The organism is Herbiconiux liukaitaii (assembly GCF_041927495.1).
Taxonomy (GTDB): Bacteria; Actinomycetota; Actinomycetes; order Actinomycetales; family Microbacteriaceae; genus Herbiconiux; species Herbiconiux liukaitaii.
Genome location: NZ_JBHFHG010000006.1, coordinates 20,813 through 44,076 on the forward strand (window position 1 = coordinate 20,813; position 23,264 = coordinate 44,076).

Annotated in this window: 18 protein-coding genes and 1 tRNA gene; 7 read left to right on the forward strand and 12 right to left on the reverse strand. The window is 67.8% G+C overall.

Annotated features, from left to right (window positions below; all coding sequences use genetic code 11):
• The first annotated feature begins 11 nt into the window (after positions 1–11).
• The 5 genes from galU to ACEXQC_RS12565 all read left to right on the forward strand — a co-directional run bounded on the left by galU (position 12) and on the right by ACEXQC_RS12565 (position 4,221).
• Positions 12–902, forward strand: a complete 891-nt coding sequence (gene galU, locus ACEXQC_RS12545) for a UTP--glucose-1-phosphate uridylyltransferase GalU (protein WP_374822606.1) — start codon at positions 12–14, stop codon at positions 900–902.
• Between the two features lie 11 nt (positions 903–913).
• Positions 914–1,567 (forward strand): GNAT family N-acetyltransferase, encoded by a 654-nt coding sequence (locus ACEXQC_RS12550; protein WP_374822609.1) that lies wholly within the window; start codon positions 914–916, stop codon positions 1,565–1,567.
• Positions 1,568–1,668: 101 nt separating this feature from the next.
• Positions 1,669–2,619, forward strand: a complete 951-nt coding sequence (locus ACEXQC_RS12555) for a hypothetical protein (RefSeq protein WP_374822611.1) — start codon at positions 1,669–1,671, stop codon at positions 2,617–2,619.
• A gap of 126 nt (positions 2,620–2,745) precedes the next feature.
• The gene (locus ACEXQC_RS12560) at positions 2,746–4,119 is read left to right on the forward strand and encodes an acyltransferase family protein (protein WP_374822614.1); all 1,374 of its coding nucleotides are present in this window, start codon (positions 2,746–2,748) and stop codon (positions 4,117–4,119) included.
• A gap of 29 nt (positions 4,120–4,148) precedes the next feature.
• Positions 4,149–4,221: transfer RNA gene (locus tag ACEXQC_RS12565), tRNA-Ala, on the forward strand.
• 91 nt (positions 4,222–4,312) lie between these two features.
• Here ACEXQC_RS12565 and ACEXQC_RS12570 read toward each other — a convergent pair.
• The 11 genes from ACEXQC_RS12570 to ACEXQC_RS12620 form a co-directional block, all read right to left on the reverse strand.
• On the reverse strand, positions 4,313–6,613 hold the full coding sequence (locus ACEXQC_RS12570; protein ID WP_374822617.1) for a sensor domain-containing protein: 2,301 nt from the start codon (positions 6,611–6,613) through the stop codon (positions 4,313–4,315).
• Positions 6,614–6,782: 169 nt separating this feature from the next.
• Positions 6,783–9,089 (reverse strand): arabinofuranosidase catalytic domain-containing protein, encoded by a 2,307-nt coding sequence (locus ACEXQC_RS12575; RefSeq protein ID WP_374822620.1) that lies wholly within the window; start codon positions 9,087–9,089, stop codon positions 6,783–6,785.
• Between the two features lie 159 nt (positions 9,090–9,248).
• Positions 9,249–10,178, reverse strand: a complete 930-nt coding sequence (locus tag ACEXQC_RS12580; RefSeq protein WP_374822623.1) for a glycoside hydrolase family 43 protein — start codon at positions 10,176–10,178, stop codon at positions 9,249–9,251.
• A complete protein-coding gene (locus tag ACEXQC_RS12585; protein WP_374822626.1) occupies positions 10,175–11,485 on the reverse strand; it encodes a family 1 glycosylhydrolase in 1,311 nt (436 codons plus the stop codon). The genes ACEXQC_RS12580 and ACEXQC_RS12585 overlap by 4 nt, the downstream gene beginning before the upstream one ends.
• Positions 11,482–12,300 carry a carbohydrate ABC transporter permease gene (locus ACEXQC_RS12590; protein WP_374822629.1) on the reverse strand — a complete coding sequence of 273 codons (819 nt, stop codon included), beginning with the start codon at positions 12,298–12,300 and terminating at the stop codon, positions 11,482–11,484. The genes ACEXQC_RS12585 and ACEXQC_RS12590 overlap by 4 nt, the downstream gene beginning before the upstream one ends.
• Positions 12,290–13,225 carry a carbohydrate ABC transporter permease gene (locus tag ACEXQC_RS12595; RefSeq protein WP_374822632.1) on the reverse strand — a complete coding sequence of 312 codons (936 nt, stop codon included), beginning with the start codon at positions 13,223–13,225 and terminating at the stop codon, positions 12,290–12,292. Before ACEXQC_RS12595 ends, ACEXQC_RS12590 begins: the two co-directional genes overlap by 11 nt.
• The gene (locus ACEXQC_RS12600; protein ID WP_374822634.1) at positions 13,225–14,451 is read right to left on the reverse strand and encodes an ABC transporter substrate-binding protein; all 1,227 of its coding nucleotides are present in this window, start codon (positions 14,449–14,451) and stop codon (positions 13,225–13,227) included. Before ACEXQC_RS12600 ends, ACEXQC_RS12595 begins: the two co-directional genes overlap by 1 nt.
• 74 nt (positions 14,452–14,525) lie before the next feature.
• Positions 14,526–15,578, reverse strand: a complete 1,053-nt coding sequence (locus ACEXQC_RS12605; RefSeq protein WP_374822637.1) for a LacI family DNA-binding transcriptional regulator — start codon at positions 15,576–15,578, stop codon at positions 14,526–14,528.
• A gap of 182 nt (positions 15,579–15,760) precedes the next feature.
• Positions 15,761–16,825 carry a DUF8320 family protein gene (locus tag ACEXQC_RS12610; RefSeq protein ID WP_374822640.1) on the reverse strand — a complete coding sequence of 355 codons (1,065 nt, stop codon included), beginning with the start codon at positions 16,823–16,825 and terminating at the stop codon, positions 15,761–15,763.
• A 4-nt stretch (positions 16,826–16,829) separates the two neighbouring features.
• Positions 16,830–17,975: a sensor histidine kinase gene (locus ACEXQC_RS12615; protein WP_374822643.1), complete on the reverse strand. Its 1,146-nt coding sequence runs from the start codon at positions 17,973–17,975 to the stop codon at positions 16,830–16,832.
• A 53-nt stretch (positions 17,976–18,028) separates the two neighbouring features.
• Positions 18,029–18,649, reverse strand: coding sequence for a response regulator transcription factor (locus tag ACEXQC_RS12620; RefSeq protein ID WP_374822646.1), 621 nt, complete (start codon positions 18,647–18,649; stop codon positions 18,029–18,031).
• Between the two features lie 258 nt (positions 18,650–18,907).
• Here ACEXQC_RS12620 and ACEXQC_RS12625 point away from each other — a divergent pair, with 258 nt between their 5' ends.
• Together ACEXQC_RS12625 and ACEXQC_RS12630 are read left to right on the forward strand one after the other, a co-directional pair.
• On the forward strand, positions 18,908–20,230 hold the full coding sequence (locus tag ACEXQC_RS12625) for a PQQ-binding-like beta-propeller repeat protein (RefSeq protein WP_374822648.1): 1,323 nt from the start codon (positions 18,908–18,910) through the stop codon (positions 20,228–20,230).
• Positions 20,231–20,369: 139 nt separating this feature from the next.
• Positions 20,370–22,211: an amidase gene (locus ACEXQC_RS12630; RefSeq protein ID WP_374822651.1), complete on the forward strand. Its 1,842-nt coding sequence runs from the start codon at positions 20,370–20,372 to the stop codon at positions 22,209–22,211.
• Between the two features lie 102 nt (positions 22,212–22,313).
• Here ACEXQC_RS12630 and ACEXQC_RS12635 read toward each other — a convergent pair whose 3' ends face one another.
• Positions 22,314–23,069, reverse strand: coding sequence for a DeoR/GlpR family DNA-binding transcription regulator (locus ACEXQC_RS12635; RefSeq protein WP_374822653.1), 756 nt, complete (start codon positions 23,067–23,069; stop codon positions 22,314–22,316).
• Positions 23,070–23,264: the final 195 nt, after the last annotated feature.

Consider the following 23,264-nt stretch of genomic DNA (forward strand, 5'->3'; position numbering starts at 1 on the left):
CTGGGTTCATCATGGGGACTCAACTTACCAAAGCCGTTATTCCTGCTGCCGGACTCGGCACGCGCTTCCTTCCAGCGACGAAGGCGATGCCGAAGGAGATGCTGCCGGTCGTCGACAAGCCGGCCATCCAGTACGTGGTGGAGGAGGCCGTCGACGCGGGTCTCAACGACGTTCTCGTGGTGACCGGCCGCAACAAGGCCGCCATCGAGAACCACTTCGACCGCGTGTACGAGCTCGAGTCGACCCTGCAGCAGAAGGGCAAGGGCGACATGCTGCGTGTCGTCAACGAGTCGACGGCCCTCGCCGAGATGCACTACGTGCGTCAGGGCGATCCGCTCGGCCTCGGCCACGCCGTGCTGCGCGCCCGCATGCACGTGGGCCACGAGCCCTTCGCCGTCCTTCTCGGCGACGACATCATCGATGCCCGCGACCCACTGCTCAAGCGCATGCTCGAGGTGCAGCAGTCCCGCACCGCCACGGTCATCGCCCTCATGGAGGTCGACCCCTCCATGACCCACCTCTACGGTGTCGCCTCGGTGGAGGCCACCGACGAGGCCGACGTGGTGAAGGTCACGGGCCTCATCGAGAAGCCCGACACCGGCACCGCCCCCTCCAACCTGGCCGTGATCGGCCGCTACGTGCTCATGCCCGAGGTGTTCGACGTGCTCGAGAACACGCCCCCAGGCAAGGGCAACGAGATCCAGCTGACGGATGCGCTGCTCACCCTCGCGGGCGACGATTCGATCGCGGGCGGCGTCTACGGCGTGGTCTTCGGCGGCCGCCGCTACGACACCGGCGACAAGCTCGACTACATCAAGGCCATCGTGCAGCTGGCGAGCGACCGTCAGGACCTCGGGCCCGACCTCCGCCCGTGGCTGCAGGAGTTCGTCAAGGGCCTCTAGGCTCCTCACCCATGTTCGTGCCCACTCTCGTCGAGGGGCCGGTGACGGCCCGGCCCATCCGCGTGCGCGATGCCAAGCCGCTCGAGCGCGAGCTCATCGAGAACCGGTTGTGGCTCCGCAAGTGGGAGGCGACCAACCCGCAAGGTCCGATGTCGTTCGACACCCGCGCGAGCATCCGGTCGCTGCAGGCGAACGCGCGCGCCGGCTTCGGGCTGCCGTTCGTGCTCGAGTACGACGGCGAGCTCGCCGGTCAGCTCAACGTCTCGTCGATCAGCTACGGATCCGTGGCCTCCGCCTCGATCGGCTACTGGGTCTCGGAGCGCTTCGCGGGCAAGAACATCACGCCCACCGGTGTGGCGCTCGCCTCCGACTACTGCTTCTACTCGGTGGGCCTCCACCGCATCGAGATCTGCATCCGGCCCGAGAACGCGCCGAGCCTGCGGGTGGTCGAGAAGCTCGGCTTCCGCTACGAGGGGCTGCGCCGGCGGTACATCCACATCAACGGCGACTGGCGCGACCACTTCTGCTTCGGACTCGTGCGCGAGGAGCTGCCGGTGGGTGTGCTGCGGCGCTGGCAGGAGGGCGGGGTGCCGGTCGGCGACGGCGCGGTGCCCGAGAGCGAACGCCTCGCCGCGGGTCGACCGCTGCCGGTCCAGCCGCGCTGAACCGCGCCCCGCTGGGCGCTCGCTGAGGGGCTGTCGGGAATGCATCCGACACGCGCCCCTCATGCGGGGGCGGCGTGCTCGAGCGCCCCTACCGTAGAGCCATGACAACGGACTGGCTGAGCGGTGGCTTCATCATCGCCCTCGCGGCGGTCCTGTGGCTCGTGTACCTCCTCCCCTCGTGGTTCCGCAGCCGGCAGTACCTCGCCACGGAGCGCAATGCCGTGCGCCTGCAGCAGACGCTGCGCATCCTCGCCGAGACGGCCGAGCTGCCGCAGGAGGTGCGCATCGAGGCCAACGCCCGTGCCATCGCCGAGCAGGAGCGCATCCTCAAGCACCGCGCCGCCGAGCGCGAGACCAGAGTCGTGCCCGCCGCGGTGCGCACCGCCGACCGGCTCCGCCGTTCGCGCGCCGGAACCTCGGTGGTGCTGCTGCTCTCGGTGGCCGTGGCCGTGCTGGGCGGCATGCAGGCCGTCTACACGGGTGCCTGGATCATCCTCATCGGTGGTGTGATCGCCTCGGTCGTGAGCGTCGCCGTGCTCGTGCAGTTGGCGAAGGCGGGGCGCCGGCTCAAGCTGCCGCGCCCGGTGGCACCTGCCGCTCCGGCGTTCGTGGACCACTCGGTGGGGTCGTTCGAGGACACGTCTTCCGCTGCGCACGCGCAGCTCGAGGTCGTCGACGACGAGACCGATTCGGTCGACGTCGAGTCGGCGGCATCCGACGGCTGGGTGCCCGTGCTCGTGCCGCGCCCGCTGTACCTCGCTCGGGCGGCCGCGCCACTCGGGCTCGACGACGAGGTGGCCGTCTCGCACGCCGAGTCGTTGCGGGTAGCTGCGGCCGAGGCGGAGGCCACGCTGCGTGAGCGGCTCGACGCCGAGCGCGCGGCGGCGGCCGAGCTGCCGACGATCGCCGCCCCCGCCCCCGCCCCCGCGTCCGTTCCGGTCGCTGCGCCTGCGGGCCCGCCGTCGCGATTCGCGCGCATGGGAATCGTGGAGGGCGACACCGACGCGCACCTCGACCTCGACTCGATCCTCGCCCGCCGTCGCGCCGGCTGAGACCGCCCGCCCGCATCCGTGCCCGCGTGACCATGACTGTCACCTCGACCGTCTCCGCTCGACCGTGACCACTCGGCCGACGATGCATGCCGGAGCGGCGATGGGCCTTCGACCTAGGATGACAGCATGAGCGACGCCGGAGTCACCCCCCGCCCCACACCGGGCGCTGCCGCCACCCGATCGACGTCCCGCACCGAGCCCGGGGGAGCGCGCGGTTCGTCGTCGATCGACATCTCGAAGCGCGACCTCACGCTCGACCTCGCCCGCGTGTTCTGCGTGCTGCTCGTCGTGGTCATCCACCTGCTCATGGTGGGAGTCGGCTTCGGCGCCGACGGCCAGGTGGAGGTCTCGCGCCCGCTCGAGAGCCAGTGGTGGTTCGCGCCTGTGACCTGGGCGGGCCAGATCATGCCGCTGTTCTTCGTGGTGGGCGGCTTCGCCTCCATCACGGCGTGGAGGAGCCTCACCAGGCGCGGTGGAACGGCCTCCGACTACGTGCGCAACCGCGTGCTGCGTCTCGCCCAGCCGGCGCTGCCGCTGTTCCTCTTCTACGTCGTCGTGATCGGCGGCGCTCGACTCTTCGGCATCGAGCCGCAGCTCGTGGATCTCGCCGTGGAGGGCGCGGCCTCGCCGCTGTGGTTCCTCGCGGCCTACACGCTGTGCCAGGCGCTCGTGCCGCTCATGGTCTCGTGGCACCGGCGTGCGCCGAAAGCCACCCTCCTGGTGCTGCTGGCGGGGGCTGTGCTCGTGGATGCGCTCCGCTACTCCACCGGCATCGACACCATCGGGCTCGCCAACCTCTTCTTCGTGTGGCTGCTCGTGCAGCAGATCGGCTTCTGGTACGCCGACGGCTGGTTCGCGGCCCGTCGCTGGTGGGTGCTCGCGGGCATCGCGGTGCTCGCCTACGCCTCGCTCGTGCCCATGACGGTGTGGGGACCGTACTCCGACGACATGCTCACCAACCTCAACCCGCCCACCGTGCCGCTCATCGCGCTCGCGATCGCCCAGGCGTGCATCCTCAAGCTGCTGCGCCCGGCGCTCGCGCGTCTCATGAACACGCACGCCGCGCGGGCGGTCGTGTTCCTCGTGGGCACGAGGCTCATGACCATCTACCTGTGGCACCTGCCGGTCATCCTCATCCTCTCCGGCCTGGCGCTGCTCGTGCCCTACGCGAGCCCCGAGCCCGCGAGCCTCGGCTGGTGGTGGACGCGGCCGATCATGTTCCTCCTCGTGATGGCCGGGGTGTTCGGGCTGTCGTTCCTCGTGGGGCGCTGGGAGGCACCGCGCGAGATCGAGGTGACGCCGCCGCCAGCGGTCGTGGCGGTGGCCACGGTGCTCGCGTTCCTGCCGCCGTTCGCGGTGATGGAGTACTTCATGGACCTGCCGATCGCGATCGCCGGGAGCGCGCTGCTCGGGATCTCGATCCTGCTGCTGGGGCGGTGGAAGACCCGCACGGCGATCGGGTCGCCGCCGCATTCGCGTTCCTCCACGGTTTCGTCGTAAACTGATCCGGTTGTCGCGCAAGCGTCAGCGGGGCTATGGCGCAGTTGGTAGCGCGTCTCGTTCGCAATGAGAAGGTCAGGGGTTCGAATCCCCTTAGCTCCACACTGAAAGGCCCGGTCAGAATTCGTTTCTGAACCGGGCCTCAGTGGTTTCCGGGCCGCGTGGCGCCGACGTGTGGGGAGGCTGGGCGAATCTACGTGGTTGTCGGAGGTGCTTTCAGCCAGGCGAGGAGAGCGTCGTGGCTCATGGGCTTCGCGATGTGGTAGCCCTGGGCGCGGTCGCTCCCGACGCGGCGGGCGTTCTGGAGGTGACGGATCGTCTCGATGCCCTCGACCACGACCTCGAGTCCGACCGCATGAGCGAGCTCGACGATCCCTCGGAGCACCGCTTCGCCGGCCGGGCTGTCGTTGTAGACGAAGGCCTGGTCGATCTTGAGCTCGGTGATCGGAAGGTCGCTCAGCTGCAAGAGAGCGGTGCTACCGGTACCGAAATCGTCGAGGGACACCTTCATCCCCAGGTTCCGGATCTCCTGCAATTGCCGGTTGATCTGGTGGGCATCGGTGATCAGCAACGACTCCGTCATCTCGATGGTGATCCGTTCGGCGGGAACACCGCTCCGGGACATCGCTGCGAGGAGAGAATCGATGAAGTCTCGCTGCATGAGCTGGATGACGGAGGCGTTGACCGAGACGTCGACCGGCGTTCCACCGTTCGCTGCCGCTCGGCCGAGTGCGAGGGCCTGGCGCAGGATCTCGGCACCGATCTCGTGAACCATCCCGTTCTTCTCCGCGATGGGAATGAACTCGGCTGCGGGGACATTCCCGAGAGGCGGGTGATGCCACCTGGCGAGCGCTTCGACGCCATCGATCGTGCCGGTGGACAGCGAGAGCAGAGGCTGGAAGGAGGCAGTGATCTCCCCGCGGGCAACGGCTCCTCGCAGTGCGGAGTCGATGGCCAGTTCGGTGGGGCGGAGCACACGATCGGGAGTGCCCGTTCGCTGGGCCTTGTCCCGGTACATCGCAGCGTCCGCCGTCGCGGTCAGCGTCTTGCTCTGCCTCCGGATGGCGAGGGTGGGATCCACGGAGCTGCTGACCGCGATTCCCACGGAGACCGAGACGAACACGTCCTGCCCGCTGATCGTGAGGGGCTTCTCCAGCTGCTTGCGGATCCGACCGGTGACGTCCTCCGCCAGCTCGGCCGCGTGGCGATCGGAAAGCACGACGACGAACTCGTCACCGCCCACTCGGGCCACGAAGTCCACCTCCCGGGCCGACGCCACCAGAACGCCGGCGACATGGCGGAGGACCTCGTCTCCGGCGTGATGACCGAGAGTGTCGTTGGTGCGCTTGAACCGGTCGATGTCGAGGTAGAGGACCGCAACGGTCTCGGAGGTCGCGGCAACGGTCTCGAGGCTCTGCTGGAGGCTCTGTTCGAACATGTTCCGATCGGGGAGCTCGGTGAGGGTGTCGTGGGTACCGTTCCAGATCGCTTTGTCCAGGAGCGCTGCGTTCTCCAGCGCGACGCCCGCGAGGTTGCTCAGGCCTTCGAGGCGCTCTTCGATCGGATTCTCCTCGCTGGAAGGTTCCCTGTCGACCCAGTAGGCGAACAGGAAGCCGCGCAGCTCGCCGTGGGAGGACACGGGCACTGCAGCGAAGGCGGCGACCTCGTATTCGTCCAGCAGCGCCCGCATCTGAGGTGACGAGTTGCTGCCGATGACCAGAGGTTGGCCCGAGGAGGCGAGGAAACCGATCTCGGGCAGATCGGCCGCCGACACGGCGAACGAGGTGACCTTGTCGGCGAGATGTGCCGGCCACCCGGATTGAGCGGTCACTCGTATCCACTCGGCCGAGGGGTCCCACAGGGCGACCGCAGATCGCTCGGCCGCGCTGACGAAGAGGATGCCCTCGGCGATGGCCGCGATGACATCGTCCATGCGCGAGTAGGTGCTGAGCAGATGGGCCACCTGCAAGAGGAGTTCAGACGTCTCCGCTTCGCGTTTCACGCGGCTGAGTTGGACCTGAAAGTCCTCGCGCAGGCCGACCAGCTCGGAACTGTCTCTCTGCACGCTGACGAAGTGGGTGATGTCACCGGCGGCATCACGGAGTGGGGTGACCGTCAGGTCGTTCCAGAACGTGCTTCCATCCTTCCGGTAGTTCAGGAGCACGCCACGGAACGTGGCACCGTCGACCAGGGCCGTTCGGATCTCGGCCACGGTGACGGGATCGGTGTCCTGACCCTGGAGGAACCGACAGTTGCGCCCCAGCATCTCGACCTCGGTGTAGCCGGTCAGATCCTGTACGGCTTCGTTCGCGAAGAGGATGGTCTGGGAGATGTCGGTGATGATCACGCCTACGGAATTCTCGGTCAGGGCGCTCGCGAGGACATCGTGCGACAACTCGCTCAACCGGGACCCGGTCGCCGGAGTGATTCGGTCCCGCCCGCTCTCGGACGTACCCTCCGCCGTTCGTGCCGAATCCAGCTCGTCATGTGGCATGACCAAGAATCCCCCGATTTACCATCGAGGTCGGAGTGCTCCGACCTCCGATGAGCCTCGCAGGGAGGCTGGTGTCATCGTATCGGCGCTGACCCCGGGAGTGGGCTCCGCGTGCGGGGGAGTCGCCGGTTCCTCCTGGTGGGGGAACCGGCAACCCGTCCACCGTTCGCTAGATGAACTGCTGGTTGGCGCCTCCCGAGCAGGTGTTGATGGTGAGCTGTGTTCCGTTGGCCCACGTCGTCCCCGGCGCTGTGAGGCACAGTCCGCTCGGCGGGTTGAGGATGGTCCCGTTCGCCTGCGGCACCCACTGCTGGCCGCCTACTCCGTTGCAGTTGAACAGGATCACCGTGGCTCCTGGGGCAGTGCTGTTCCCTGCCACGTCAAGGCACCGGGTCATCGTCTCCAGCGTGTTGGTCGGAGTCAGAGTCCAGTGCTGGTCGGCGGCGTGGTTGATGCACGACCAGAGCTGGACCTTGGGCCCTGACCAGTTGCCGTAGGTGTCATCGCCCACGGTGTCCATGCACTTCCCGCCAGGAGCGGAGATCATGCGACCGCCTGAGACCTTGAACGACTGGGAGGCCGCCCCGCTGCACGCTTGGATGATGAGCACGGTCCCGTTCGTCCCAGTGGTCGGGTCGGTGAGGCACAGGCCCGACTGCGGGTTCTTGAGAGAACCGTTCGCCTGCTGCACCCACTTCTGCCCGCCCACGCCGTTGCAGTCGTACAGCTGAACCTGGCTGCCCGCGGCGGTGCTGTTGCCGACCACATCGAGGCAGCGGCCCAACGTCGTCAGGGATCCGTTGGACGTGGACCACCAGCTCTGGTCGTTGGCCTCGCGCAGGCAATCGGAGGTGACCACGCGAGTTCCGTTGCCGCCGTTGTTCGCACCGGTGACATCGACGCAGTTGCCGCCGGGCGCGTTGATGGGCGTCTCATCGAAGAGCAGGCCCGGAGTGACGATGAACCGCTGGCTCGCGGCCCCCGTGCAGGGCTGGATCTCCAATCGGGTGCCATTCGAGGTCTGTGCGCTGCGGCTGGTCAGACACATCCCCGACTGCGGGTTCTTGATGGTCCCGTCGCTCTGCGTCAACCACTGCTGGCCGCCGAGTCCGTTGCAGTCCCACAGTTGGATCGGCGAACCCGCTGTCGTCGTGTTGCCGGTGATCTCCAAGCACCGACCCATCGTCTTCAACGTGTTCGGATACTCGTTCACACCCGACGTGAGATACACCGTCGGGGTCGTCCGGATGTGCAGCCACTTCTGATCGACAGCGTCGTGGAGGCAGTCCCACAGTTGCACTGCAGCTCCGCCGACGCCGTTGTCGTCACCGTTGACGTCGATGCACTTGCCCGCGGGGCCGGTGATGCCGACGCCCGGCCCTCCGCCGGAGGTTCCTGAGTAGGTCACGGACGCGATGTCGGTCTGCAGCGTCGAGATGGTCGCGTTCGACGCGTATCCGGAGGTGATGGCCCCCTCGAAGAAGGAGCCGGGCGCGGCGTTGCTGTTGTCTCCACCCGCACCGAGGGTGATGCCGCCCTCCTGTTTCATCGGCGCGTAGCCCGCAGGCAACGGTCCTTGGAACAGCGACGCCAGCGACCCTGAGGTGGCGTTGCCACCGTCGAGAGCGAAGCTCGTCTGGCCGTCGTTGCGCAGCACCCCGGTCACGAAGGGACTCGTCTGGCTGACGCTGGACGGGTTGCCCGGTCCGTTGCTCATGAAGACGCCGTTCTCGAGATCCGCTTGAATCCACGGGCCTTTTCCCGAGCACGGCGGCTGGCCGCAGAACGTCGACATGATCAACGTGTCCATGTGTCCGGCGCCGGTGTTGGTCGATGTCGCCTCGACGTTCCCGAAATCGAAGCAGCACGCATTCGTGGCCATCGTTCCGCTCGCCACCCAGTACATCGACTCGGGTTGACCGTTGACCGCCAGCCCCGCGCCGTTCGCGCGTCGGTAGCCGACGCGGGGTTCGACCTGGATTCCGTAGACGGCGTTTCCGGCGACCGTGATCGGCAGCGCATCAGCTCGGGCACCGATCGCGCTGGAGCCGGCTTCGCCGACCGGTGCGATCGACAGGTGGTTCGCTTGTGCGGACTGGTCGTACACCTGAACGATCGTGCACACCGTGTTCTGACAGAACGTGTCCTGCGACGCCGCGTTGGCGTACTTCGAACTGAGGAGCCCCACGTCGGTACCCGTTCCGTCCGAGGCCCGCGTCACGCGGTAGAGCGGGCCCGTATAGGACGCTCTCAGCGCCCGAACCGTCGAATAGGCCGCGACGCACGGAGTTCCCCCGGACGCGAAGACATCGCAGGGGAGTCCCGGCGATGCGGCGATGGCCTGCTCCATCGTTGCAGCACGCGTCTGCGTCTGCGTCTGCGTCTGGATGTCGGGCGCGGTAGGCACCACGTCGGTCGCTGCCGCCGCGGTGGTGGCGGGAACACCCCCGACGATCAGGAATGCGACGGTGAGCACGCCGATCCACCACGAGCGGGGCCTTCCCGCGGCCTCTGCGAACGGGCGACGGCCTGGGGGGCCGCCTCTGCGGCGACGTGTCGAGCCCCTCGGGACGGACATGAATCCACTATTCGTCATTGAATACTTCTCCCTGTGTTGTGTCGGTTGTTCCGTCGGTCAGAGGGAGGGTCCCTGGGCCGGGCCGCCGACCCAGGGACCCTCCGGCTTGAAGGAGATGCGGTGCACGTGCATCATGCGTGCGTCGTGGTGCGCATCCCAGGCGTGGAAGACGATGACGTCGTCGCCGTCGGGCGTGGTGGCCAACGAGTTGTGTCCGGGCCCGATCAGCCCGTCATCGTTCGTCGTGAGCAACGGGACTGTCGAGCGGGGGGCGTGTGACCAGGGGCCGGTGGGGTGGTCGGCGACCGCCCAGGAGACCGCATAGCCGTCGCCGGTCCACGCACCTCCGGAATAGGTCATCCAGTAGCGCCCGGCGCGGTGGATGACCGTGGGGCCTTCGAGCGTGTGCCAGTCGAAGGTGCTGGTGTAGAGGGCGCGGGCTCGCTCGAAGATCTGCCAGTCCGCGTTCGGTTCGAGCACAGTGAGAGGAACTCCTGCGGTCGCCGTCATCGTGGCCAGGCGAACGACGGCGAGGTGCGTGCCCGGGCGGGGATGCGTCAGGACATCGCGGGCGAAGAACAGGTACCACGACCCGTCGTCGTCTCGGAAGGGGTGGGCGTCGATTGCGAAGAGCTCGTCCGGTGTGAGATCGACGCCCTGATCCACGAAGGGACCGAGCGGGTCGTCGGCGCGCGCGACACGCACATGGTGCCCCATGATCCCGTGCCCGACCGAGTAGTACAGCCACCAGGCGTCGTCCGACTCCACCACTTCGGGCGCCCAGTACTCGTCGCCGAATGAGGCGGGCAGGCGAGGAAGTACCGGGCCGCGGGATCGCCACTGCAGCAGGTCGTCGGAGGTGAGTGCTTCGAAGACGGCCTCTCCCGTGGCGGGTGGGCGGCCCGTGCCGTAGGCGACATAGGAGCCATCGGAGAGCCGCAGCACGTACGGGTCGGCGTAGTACTCGTCGTAGACGGGGGTGCTCACGACAGCTCCCGGAAGAGTGCGGCGGCCGGTGTGGGTACGCGAGCGAGCTCGCCATCCGCGCGTTCCTCCAGCCTGACGACACCCATCCGTCGTAGGAACGGTGTCTTTCCCTCGGACGGATCACCGAGCGATCGTGCGGGCCCGACAGTGGTGGTGCCGTCTGCGGCGACCGACTCGATCACGAACTCCTCGACGTTGGCGCCGCCGGCAGCCCAGGACCAGTCCACGAAGTCGAACATCGGCCACCAGGTGTACCCGCGGATGTCGCACCGTTCGCGCAGCTCCTCCACGGCCACGGCGGAATCCTGGAGCCAGCGGACCCGTACCGCGTCGTCGCCCTCGATGCTGGTCTCCGTGATGATCAGCGGGAGTCCGTACCGGGCCGCGAACCCCTCCAGGGCCTCGCTCAGTCCATCCGTCCACTTGTCGTAGGAGATCTGTGCGTGCTCCCCGTCGATGAGCTCGAGGCGGCGGGGCGTCAGGTCGGGGTAGTAATTCACTCCCACGAAGTCCGGTGCGGCCGGGTGAGCACGCAACCATTCCAGGTCCTCCCGGCGTGCACCGTGCTGCAGCAGCCATGCCCGCGACGGGTGCTGCTCGTCGACCAGACCGAGCAGGAGATCGGTCGGCAACCAGCCGATATCGCGCAGAAGTGCTGCGTGCTGAGCGAGTTCCGGATCGTCGGTGTGCATGACGGTGGATGCTTCCACGTGCACGATCAGGGCATCCGGATTCACCTCGCGGATCGCTGCCGTCGTCTTCGCCATGCCGATCACGATGGGCACGGCGACGGCGACCCAGCCCTCCCACCCCGACAGTCGCGGTGGCCACACACCTCGGAGACCGCAGAACGATGCGGTGGTGACGGGCTCGTTCAGCGGGGTGAAGTGCGACACCCGCGAGCGGTACCTCGCAGCGAACGCACCTGCGAACTCCGCGATCGCATCCGGATAACCCGGATCGGCGAAAGCACCGGGGAGCCATCGAGGCGTGCCGTAGTGGACCAGGTCGGCGACGATGGTCAGCCCCAGGTCATCGACGGCGAACGGGATGATCCGGTCGAGCTCGCTCCAGTCGAACACGCCGGGCGCGACATGCACGAGCGGCCAGCTCACCCCGTACCGGATCGCGGTCGCACCCAGCTCGCGAGCGAGCGACAGGTCGTCACGCCAGGCCGTGGTGTGTCCGGTGAGCGCATGTTCGTCGAGCGGCTCCTCCGACGACGACACCGGATACACGCAGGTGTCTTCGATGCCCAGGAGCCAGGTGAAGCCGCCGCGGGCGAACGGCTCGTGGGGAGGTCTCATTTCAGTCCTGTCGTCGCGATGCCCGCCACGAAGTACTTCTGCGCGAGGAAGAAGGCCAGCGCGAGGGGAAGAAGGGAGATCGTCGCCCCGGCGAGAAGCACCGCGTGATCGGTGACGTGCTGCCCGCCGAAGAGGGTGAGGCCCGCGGGGAGGGTGCGCATCTCGGTGGAACTCGTGACGATCAGGGGCCAGAGCAGGTCGTTCCAGAGGTTCATGAAGTGCAGCACCGCCAGCGTCGCCAACGCGGGCTTGGCCAGCGGCAGGATGATGGTCCAGTAGATGCGGAGGTGACCTGCCCCGTCGATGCGCGCCGCTTCGTCGAGTTCCCGGGGGATGGAGATGAAGAACTGCCGCAGCATGAAGATTCCGAAAGCGCTGGTCGCACGCGGAATGATCAGGCCCTGGTAGGTGTCGAGCCATCCGAAGTGGAACAGTTCGATGAACACCGGAATCAACGTCACCTGGAAGGGGACCATCAAGGTGGCGATGACGAGCCAGAACAGCACGGTCGATCCGCGGAACTGGATTCGTGCCAGCGCGTAGGCGCACATCGAGTCGAACAGCAGACACAGCAGCGTCGTGACCCCGGCGAAGATGAAGCTGTTGAGCAGCAGCCGGAGGAACGGGAGCTCCTGCCAGATGCTGATGTAGCCGTCGAGGGTCCAGGTGCTCGGAAGGAGCCGCTCCGGTGCGGCGAACAGGTCGGCCTCGCTGCGGAACGAGCCGCCGATCATCCAGATGAACGGGATGAGGGCTGCGACGACACCGATGCCAAGCAGAACCCACTTGAGAGAGAGTCGGAACTTAGTCGACATCCTGGTACCTGAACAATCTGAGCTGGAACGCCGACAGGAGCATGATGATGACGAACAGCACCCAGGCGATCGCCGAGGCGTAGCCGAGGTCGAAGTTGGTGAAGCCCTCGCGGTACATCATCGTCACGAGCGTGTCGGTCGCGAACAGCGGCCCGCCGTTGGTCATGACGTAGACGAGGTCGAAGACCTGAAGGGAGTTGATCGTGAGGATCATGGTCACGAACAGGAGGGTCGGACGGATGCTGGGCAGGGTGACATGCCAGTTCAGCTGTCGTGCGTTCGCACCGTCCAGCCGAGCCGCCTCGTAGAGGGAATCCGGCACACCCTTGATCCCGGCGAGCAGGATGACCATCGCGTAGCCGACGGTCTTCCAGACGCTGACGAAGATCACCGTCGGCAAGGCCAACGACGGATCCTGCAGGAACTCGACCGGATCCCCGCCGAAGAGCTGGATGACACCCCCGACGAATCCGATGCGGGCGTCGAGGAGAAAGCGCCAGACCAGTCCGATCGTCGCCAGAGCGACGATCGTCGGGAAGAAGAAGACAGATCGAACGACGCGGTTGAACCAGGTCTCACGGACGAGGGCGTTGGCCGCCCAATAGCCGATCGCGATCTGCAGGACGACGCTGACCAGAGAGAAGACCAGGGTCACCCGCAGCGCGTTCCAGAACAGTTCGTCGCCGAGGAGCCTCTGATAGTTGCCGAGCCCGAGCCAGATCTGGCTCTCGGCACCGATACGCCAATTGTGCAGGCTGTACCAGAGCGACTGCGTGATCGGGTAGACGATGAAGACGAGAAGGATGATCAGGCTCGGTGCCGCGAACAGCCATCCGGGAAGCCCTCGGAATCGGGGCTTGATCGAGTCCCTCCGGCCACCAGTGCGAGCAGCCCTGGTGGCCGGAGGGGTGGGTCGTGTCGTCACTAGCCCGAGCACCCCGTGATCGCATCGATCTTCGCCGTGGCCGATGCCGCCGCCTCGGCGACATCCTCACCCCGCGTGATCTCGCCGATGAACGGCACATACGCCTCTGCGTCGATCTGTGTGGCACCCTCGACACCCTCGAGATACAGCCGAGCCGAAGGCAGGGCGGCCGCGAAAGCCGCCACGACCTCATCGGAGGCGAGCTCTGGATCCTCGGCGAGATCCGTGCGCACGGGCGGGAAACCGCTTGCGAGGGCGAATTGGCGCTGGGCATCCTGGCCCGTCCACCACTCCAGGAACTCCTGCGCTTCGGCCGGGTGCTCCGTGCGCGCGGACACGGCCATGGGCACGGTCGATGCCAGCGTCACCGGGCCGTCGACACCCACGGGAACCGGAGCGACACCGAAGTCGATGCCGGCATCGGCGTACCCCGCTGCCGCCCACGGACCATTGAGCTGCATCGCTGCCTTGCCGGCGCTGAACAGGGAATCCGACTCCGCCCCTGTCAGCCCGACGGGCGCGGCGCCTGCCTCGACGAGATCGACCCAGCTCTGCAGACCGGCCACGTTCTCGGCGCTGTCCAGCACAGAGCAGCCGTCGTCGTCGACGATGTCGCCGCCCTCGAGCCATTGCAGGATGGGCCACATCTGAATGGTCTCGTGGTCTGCCAGCGAGAGGCCCACAGCGCCGTCGCTCGTCAGCGCTCGAGCGTTCTCCTTGAAGTCCTCGACCGTGCTCGGTGGCTGCTCGATGCCGGCAGCCGAGAAGAGCGACTTGTTGTAGTACAGCTGGAGGGTGGCGACGTTCGCGGGAACGGCGTAGAGCGCGTCATCCACGGTGAACGCCTCGACCGCCGCCGGCGCGAGCAGGCTCGTGTCGCCGACGTCGTCGAGCGCCAGCAGTGAACCGGTATCGAGATACTTCGACACCACATTCGGATCGAAGCTCGGCGTGGCGAGGTCGGGCCCTTGACCGGTCGCCCAGGCTGAGGGCAGCTTCTGGGCGATCGTGTCCCAGGGCTGCACCTCCATGGTGACCTGGATGTCCTCGTGGGTGTCGTTGAACGACGCCACGAGGTCCTCGTAGGCTCCTCGGTCTCCGCCGGTGAACCCGCTCCAGAACGTCAGTTCGACAGGGCCGTTCGATTCGGGTGCAGCGCCGCTGCACCCTGCCAGAGCGACAGCCGCAACCGCTGCGACCGCCACTGCAGACGTGATTCTTCTCATCAGAAAACTCTCCTTCGGGCTCTATGAGATGGTGTTGTTCAGGTGGATGAGAGACGGCCCTCTCGGTGGTGCGCCTAGCAGCCGCACGACTCGCGCGCCACGAGTTCGACGGGCAGCGTGACGTGAGCGTCACCTTGCCCGACCGACTCGCCGGACACGAGATCGAACAACCTTTCGGTCGCAAGACGTGCCATGCGTTCCGCCGGCACGTGCATCGTGCTGATCGACGGGGTCGTGACGCGGCTGAGGCCGAAGTCGTCGAACCCGATGATCGAGATATCTGTCGGAACGCCGAAACCGCGTTCCCGAAGGCGAGTCATGGCGCCGAACGCCGACTCGTCGTTGGCGGCGAACACTCCGTCGATTCCCTCGACGTGCTCGACCGCGCTCGCGCCGCGCGATTCGCTGTAGTCACCGTCGAGCACCTGCCCGGTGGCACCGTGCGCTTCGACTGCGGCGACGAATCCGTCTCGGCGATCGATCGCGCTCTGGTGGTCGAGAGGTCCACTGACGTGCACGAGAGCTCGGCGCCCGTGAACCTGGATGAGATGCGAGGTCGCTTCGAACGCAGCAGCCCGATCGTCGACACCGATGCTGATCGAGTCAGGAAGGTACGGGAAGTTCCCGAGCAGCACCAGAGGGAGACCGCTCAGAACGAGGCGCTCGATGTTGTCATCGGTCACGGCGGCGCTGGTGACGATCGCCCCGTCGACCCGCCCGGAGCGCATGACCCTCTCGTAGGCGGCCATCCCGTGGGATTCATCCGGGTTCGTCGAGATCATGACCTGTGCGTCGCTGTTGTTCGCCACGGCCGTGACTCCTGTCAGCACGTGCATGAAGTAGGCGTGGCCGAAGACGTGCTGGCTGGTGTTGGGAACGATGAGCGCGATGGCATCGGCCTTCTGTGCACGAAGCGCTCGCCCCGCGGAGTTGGGGACGTAGCCGAGCTGATCGGCGATCGTCGTCACTCGCGACTTCGTCTCCGGGCCGATCCGCGGGTGGTCCCTCAGTGCCATCGAAACGGCGCTGACGGAGATCCCGGCTTCTCGCGCGATGTCACGAAGCGTCACCCCGACTGCACTCGCTGAGGATGCCACCATGTCTCCTTCGACAGTTCTTCTCTTCATGCTGCAACGTTAGAGCAGACTCCCGTCAGATCTCGCTGACCTTCGGAAGAGCACCCCTGCGGGGACTGCTGTAACGTTTGAGCATCACCATAGCAGGTGCGCGATCCAGCAGTCAACGACCATCCGGCGTCACGTTCGGACCTCGTATCGGATTCGATTCACCCGACGGTTCGACGGCGGGTTCACGACGCCGTGGTGACGTGCTGGAGGCGTGTCGTTCCGTTTGCCGAGACCACGACCACCGAGGCGACGGGATGCGTGGTGGTGCTGGTGAGTCGTATCGTCACGGCGCCTTCGTGGACGCGGTCGACGTCGGATGCGATCCGTCGCGCGAGATCACCGAGCTCAGCGAGCGAGGCGTCGTGGGCATCGGGGGCCTCTGAGTCCGATGCCCCGGTGTCGTCCAGCAGGGCCATCTCCACTCCGCGCAGCCGGGCGGATCGCACACTCGAGATGAGGGGTTCGACGTGCAGCCGTTGGCCCCGGATGCGGTCGCGCAGGTCGCCCTCCAAGGCGCGATACGACGCCTGGGCCTCGGGAGTCGGCGGGGCTCCGGAGGCGATCGCAGCGAGGGCCTCGGCGACCGACCCGCTGAATCGCCTCATCTGCACGGCGTGTTCGGCGGCTGCCGCGTGAGCTGCCGCGACCTCCGCGGCGCGCGACGTCTCCAGCTGGTGCAGGAGCGCCAGCGAACGAGTGATCCGCGCCAAGCCGACGGCGAACAGGGTGCCGGCGAGGAGGGCCACGGCCTCGTGCGATACCATCAGCAGCCCCGGAATCGGACCGCCACCGCCCTGCAGCTTCCACCCGACGGTGGCCGCGGCCATCAACCCGAAACCGGCCCACGCTCCGCCGATGCGTCCCCGCACGGCGAGGGCCAGCAGGATCAGCGTGCCGGCGAGGATGTGCCACGTCGTGTAGCCGGCGCCGACGCGGGGGTCGAGCTCGAGCGGCAGCAGAATGCTCGACGCGGTCGTCGCTCCGATGATGGCGATGGTCTTGGCGAGTGGGAGCGGAGACGGCCCACGGGAGACCACCGTGAAGGCCGCTGCGACCGTCAGTGCGAGCGAGACCCAGCCCGTCCATCCGCGCATGGGTGCACCGCCGGCGGTGGCTGCGAGAACGGCGATCGTGACCAGGTAGATGCCCAGCAGAGTGTACGAACCGGCCCCGGGGATGCCCAGCAGCGCGGCGACGCCGGTCGGGCTCGTCGCGCTGGCTCGGCGCATCGACTCGGCCCGGCGCATCGACCTAGCCCGGCGCATCGGCACTCCACTCGAGCACGACACTCGCGCCGGCGCCCGGCCGCGACGAGATCCGCGCACTCCCGCCGGGAACGGCTGCCATGCGTTGCCGCACGCTCAGCCGGATGCCGAGGCGATCGTTCGACAGGGTGTCGGGGTCGAAGCCCACACCGTCGTCGAGCACTCCGATGTGGAGGGCCTTCTCGCGGACATCGACCACGACCATTCGCGAGGCGGATCCACCGGCGTGCGTCACAGAGTTGCGGAGCGCTTCTGCCACCGCATCGACGATCGTGTCGGCGACAGCGGCGGGTACGGTCAGCTCGCCCGCGACCGATGACGTGAACTCCGCGTAGGGATCGAGCTCCGTCGTGACGGACTGTACGCGCCAGACCAGGTCGATCGGCGTGAGGGCCGGGGATGTCGCTCCGGGCACCTGGCTTCGGAGGCGGTCTATCTGCGCCAGCCCTCGCTGGGCTTGGGCGGCGACCCGCGTGCGATCTCCGCCCGTCGCCCGCGCCGCCAGGAGGAGGGTCGCGAGCACCGTGTCGTGGATCAGCGCATCGGCGCGGCTCTGCTCTCGCGCTCGCGCGAGCTCCTGCGCCGATTCGACGGACTCGGTGCGCAGGGCGGCCGCTGCGGCGACGAGCGATCGTGCCGCTCGCAGAGTGGCGAGGGTGAGCCCCACGAAGACGGACTGCAGCAGGAGGGCCACGAGCGCGTCCTGCAGAGCCACGTCGACCACGGACCCGGGGAAGGCGAGCATCCGATCTCCGGCGACCAGAACCGCGAGCGCGGCCGAATAGGCCCAGGCCGCTGCTCCCGGCAGCACCAGTGCAGCGGTCGCCGCGGCCAGCGGTGTGATCCCGAGGATCCAGGGTGCACCGACCTCCGCGGGGAGGGAGCCGCTGAGCAGCGACGGTTCCAGGGTGAGCATCACCACCGGGAACCCGGCAGTCGCACTCACCAGCCCGATGCGGACTGCCTTCTCCGAGCCGATGAGAGCGGCCACGGCTGTCGCGATCGGCAGGCCGAACACGATCACCACGGCGCCGACCACCCACAGAGGGCTCTCGTAGTCGGCCTGTGAGGTGATCGGCCCCCACACCACCCCCGTGAAGGCGGAGGCTGCGACACCGAGACAGAGCACCATGAACCGTCGGAAGCGCTGCTCGGTCACACCCGGCGATGGCGGAGAGCGGCGCATCACGCCTGGGGAGCCGGAAGCAACCCGTCTTCGACGGCCCGCTTGTAGAGGTCGATCTTCGTGTGCGCGGGTCGCCCGGCCGACGTGTACTTCGCACGGATGCGCCGCACGTAGTCGTCGACGGTCGCGGTCGCGATGCCCAGTTCGCCCGCCACCGTGTGCGACTTCAGGCCGTCGGCGAAGAGCTGGAGCACCTTCGCCTCCTGGGGGCTCAAGCCGGCATCCTGCACCCGTGGGTCGGAGTGGATCGCCGCGGCGAGGTCGGCCGACATGATCGCGGCCCCCGTGCGCACCGCTGCAACCGCCTCCACCAGGGCGCTCACGGGTGCGGACTTGCGCACGAGTCCGAGGATGTCGCTCGTGGCAGCGAGCCTGTTGAGGTGCGCATGCTCGCCTGAGCTGTAGGCGATGACCTTGATGCCGCGCGCTGAGAGCCGCTTCGCGTTGCTGACCGGCGAGGAACCGTCGGCGAGGCGGAGGTCGAGAATGACGACGTCGATGGTGATCGCCTGAGCCAGGAGGTCGTCCACAGTCGCTGCCGACGCCGCGATGTCGACGGTCTCGTCTGTGCGGAACGCCTCGCGGAGGCCGAGCACGACCGACTCGTGGTCGTCGACCACTCCGATGCGGATTGTGTGTGGTTGCTCGAGCAATTCGCCCCCCCTGGGTGATCCGAGTGTAGGGCACCCAGGAGTCGGAGCGTGGCCGCGCCCCCTGTTCGCGTGCCGACGAATCCAAGGGCTGCCGCGAGCGCATCCGCACTCCTACTGTGGGCATCCCGGCAACCCGCACATCGGAGGAGAGTCATGGCATCTGGTGGGCTTGCACGTCGACGGCGTGGACAGCTGGGCGGGGGAGAACGGGGGATGGCGGTCGCCGTGACCGCCCTGGTCCTCGCTCTCGCAGGGTGCAGCACGACACCGGCACCTGCACCGCAAGAGGACCAAGCGCCGACGGAGACCGAGGTCGAGTACACACCGACGCCGACCCCGACACCCGACGCCCCTCCCACGAGCAGTGCGACCATCTCGTCGACGGCGACGCTCGTGGGGGTCGGGCCGCGGGTGGTCGTTCTGAGTGACCTGGCCTCGGGGTCGAGCGTCTTCTCTCTCTACGGACCGGGGACCACCACCGGGGGCACCATCGACCTGGCCAGTCAATGGGATCAGTCGGAGATCGAGGGGCAGTGGACGGCGGTTCAGTCCGACCCCGACGGCAGCCGGGCGCTCGCCCTGGTCACGCTGGAGAAGACCCCGAACGAAGGCCTGAACGCGGGGGGCAAGCAGCTCGTGATCAGGAGCTACGACATCGACGGCACTCCGCTGGCCGAATCCGCCGTGCCTGTGCGCGCGAACTTCTCGCAGAACTCCCTCAACCACGTGGGCCTCCTCGGCGACACGCTCGTCTTGCTCGACAACGGGCTGCAGGAGGCGCTCATCGGGTCGCACAGCAACGCGGACGCGGTGAACGTCGAGACGGGAGAACTCCTCTGGAGTGCGACCTGCGGAGATGGATACGCCAGCACGACACCGCTCTACTCCGGCCCGGGGAGGGTGGCTGTCGGCTGCGACTACAACGGCATCCTTGGTCTCGACCTCGCGACCGGCCAGACCGTGTGGTCGGCGACCGGCGGCGGCACCCAGAGCTTCGCGTTCGATTCCTCGGCCCCCGGCGTGCTGAACGCCAGCGAGTACGCCGGGTCTGCGGATGTGACGATCGATCTCCTGAGCGGCGTCACGCTCGATGCGAACTCATGGCAGCCTGTCATCGGGGATCCCGTGAGTGGGCTGCACGCCATGGGTACGGGCACGCTCTCCGTGTACGACCCGACGCAGCAGACCACCGTGCTCTCCATCGATTCTGCCACCATCAGCCAACTGGGCGACTTCATGCCTCTCAGCGCTTTCGATGGGCGCCTGACCTTCCTGGCCTCCGACGGGCTGAATGTCGCCTCCTTGACGACGGGAGCGCCCGATCCGGCGTCTCCGGCCAAGTCGGCCACCAAGCAGGGGTATGCGAACGTGGTCGCCGATGCAGGCAGCGGCTGGGTTCTCCTCGGCTCCATCTCCGCAGGCTGGGACCCAGGCAGCTGGGTGAACACGGCGCCCCTGAGCCTGTCCGAGGTGATCTGGGCGGTGGATCCCGACGGCGCACTCACCTGGGACGACCTGCCGAGCATCTCCTCCTCGACCGGTCAGTGACCCCTCGGACGGTGCCGCGTCGGCCACCGCAACGAGATCGACCTGGGGCGGAAACGCCCAGGAAACGCACGGGGAGCAGACTGGCGATCCGCCCGTTGTTCCGGCGGTCCGCCTCCGTTCTCCGTGAAAGGGAACCGCGTTGCCCCCTCGACCCTCCTCCCGCCGTTCGTTCTCCCGCACCGCCGCCGCGACCGCCCTGTGCGCCGGTGCGCTCGTGGCCTCCAGCGCCTTCGTTCCCGCCGCGTTCGCCGCACCGACCGCCTCGACCGCCGCACCCGATGTGGTCGATCTCGGCATCACCGACGTGCTCGCCCTGCTCGAATCCGGTGAGTCCACCTCCGTGGCGCTCACGCAGGAGTACCTCGACCGCATCGCCGCCTACGACGACCCGTACGGCGACCAGCCCGGGCTCGCCGCGGTCATCCTGGCGAACCCCGACGCCCTCGCGACCGCGGCGACGCTCGACGCCGAGCGCGCGGCCGGCGAGCTCCGCGGCCCGCTGCACGGCGTGCCCATCCTCGTGAAGGACAACTACGCGACCTTCGACATGCCCACCACGGCCGGCAGCGCCTCGCTCAGCACCTACCAGACGAAGGTCGACTCGACCGCCGTGCAGCGCCTGCGCGACGCGGGGGCCATCATCCTGGCGAAGACGAACATGTCGGAGTTCGCCTGGCACGGCACCTACACGCTGAGCTCCGAGCGCGGCCGCACGAACAACGCCTACAACCAGGCGAACAGCGCGAGCGGCTCGAGCGGCGGAACCGGTGCCGCCGTGGCCGCGAGCTTCGGGCCCGCCGGCCTCGGCACCGACTCCCGCGGCTCCATCGTGGGCCCTAGCGCGCACGAGAGCCTCGTGGGCTACCGCCCCACGATGGGACTCACGAGTGTGGCCGGCATCGTGCCGCTCAGCATCCGCCAGGACGTCTCCGGGCCCATGACGAAGACGGTGACGGATGCCGCCCTCCTCATGGAGGTGCTCGCCGGGTACGACCCCGCCGATCCGCTCACCGAGATCGCCGACGAGCAGTCGACCGACGAGTACGTGGAAGGGCTCAGCGACACCGCCCTCGAGGGCAAGCGCATCGGCTACGTGCAGTACGACTACACCGCCGAGGAGCAGGCGCGCCCCGGATTCGCCGAGCAGATCGCCCTGTTCGACCAGGCGGTCGCCGACCTCGAGGCCCAGGGGGCCGAGATCGTGCCGGTGCCCGACTTCACGCACGAGTTCGTCTCGAGCACGCTCAAGAGCGGCGGCTGGACCGACATGCGCTCGAGCATCAACACCTTCTTCGCCACCACGGAGGCGACCTGGCCCGAGGGCCTCGCGTCGCTCACCGAGCCCGCGGATGAGCTGACCTTCGAAGACGTGATCGCCGATGGCGGATCCTCGCTCACGCAGGGCGACATCGACTACTTCATGGCCGGCGAGGACATCCCGAACCCCACCTACGACGCCGCCGTGGCGGAGCAGGACGCGGGCAAGGCCGCCATGGACCAGTACTTCGTGGACCGCGACCTCGACGCTCTCGCCATGCCGACGAGCGCCGGGTCGGCGACGCCCGACTGGGCGGGCACGACGTTCTGCGATGTGGGAGCGAACACCGGCATCCCGACCGTCTCGCTGCCGGCCGGCTTCACCTCCACGGGTGAGGCCGCGGGCCTCGAGCTCGCGGCGCCCCGCAGCCAGGACGCCGAGCTGCTGGCGATGTCGTACGACTACGAGCAGGCCACCCTGCACCGTGTCGCGCCGACGAGCACGCCCGAGCTGGCGCACGCGCTGCCGGTGGAACCGACGCCCACGCCGTCGCCCACCTCGACCCCTGCACCCGCCGGCAGCGGTGAGGCCTCGACCCTCGCAGCCACCGGATCCGCCGCCGGCACCACCGGCGGCCTGGCCGGGCTGCTCCTGCTCGTCGCCGGAGCCGGTACGGTCGTGTGGGGCTTCACCCGCAGGCGCTCCCTCCCGCGAGCGCACTGAGTGATGGCCGGGCGGTCCGCCCGCCCGGCCACCACCGCCCCTGTCGTCATCCCCGCCCTGTCGCCATCGTCGGAGGGCGGGGCGAGGGGTGGAACGGCGGGGTCAGAGGAGCTCCACGAGGTCTCGGAAGTCGTCGAGGCGCGGGTCGGCGGGGGAGAGCTCGGTGATGAGCAGCGAAGCGCGCGAGAGCTCGAACGACGCGGCCGTGGACTGCTGCTGCAGCTTGGAGGAATCGATGCACAGCACGAGCTCTTTCGACACTCGAAAGAAGGCACGTTTCATCTGGGCCTCGGCGAGCGACACCTCGGTGGTGCCGAAATCGGAGTCGATGGCGCTCGCCGAGGCGAAGAAGCGCTGGTAGCGCAGTGACTCGGCGGCCTGCACCGCGAGCGGACCGACGAAGGTGTCGGTGGTCTCCTCGGTCTCACCTCCGATGAGGATGGGTGTGACGCCCTCGGCGTTCTTCACGACCGCGTAGATGGGGTAGGAGTTCGTGGTGACCGTGAGGCCCGACCGCGGGCCGAGGCGCTCGGCCAGAGTGCCCACCGTAGTGGAGGCGTCGAACGCGATCGAGCCGAACCGAGGCACGAGCGCCAGCGCTTTCTCGGCGATGATCTCCTTGGCGCGGGAGTGCTCCGACTGGCGTTCGTCGAACGGTCGGGGTCCGATCACCGAGATGGCGCCGCCGCGCACCCGGCGCAGCAGGCCGTCGCCCTCGAGATCGGCGAGGTCGCGCCGGATCGTCATGACGGAGACGTCGAGAGCTGCCGCGGCCTCGCTCAGCCGCACGATGTTGTCTCGTTCGAGGATGGCCAGCAGCTGCTCCCGCCGCCGCCCCGATTCGGTGGGAATCGCCATTGTCGCCTCCGTTATCTCGCTGTGATTTTGATGTTACATCAAGGTCCACTTGTAACAAATGCGCCGTTTTACCCGCGTGATCATTGAGGTCGGATATGTCTCCTCACAATTCGTTGACACACGCAAAAGCCCGGTGTTACATTCCAGGGGTGGTTCATTGAACCCATGACCGGCAGCGTTGCCACGCCTCTGCGG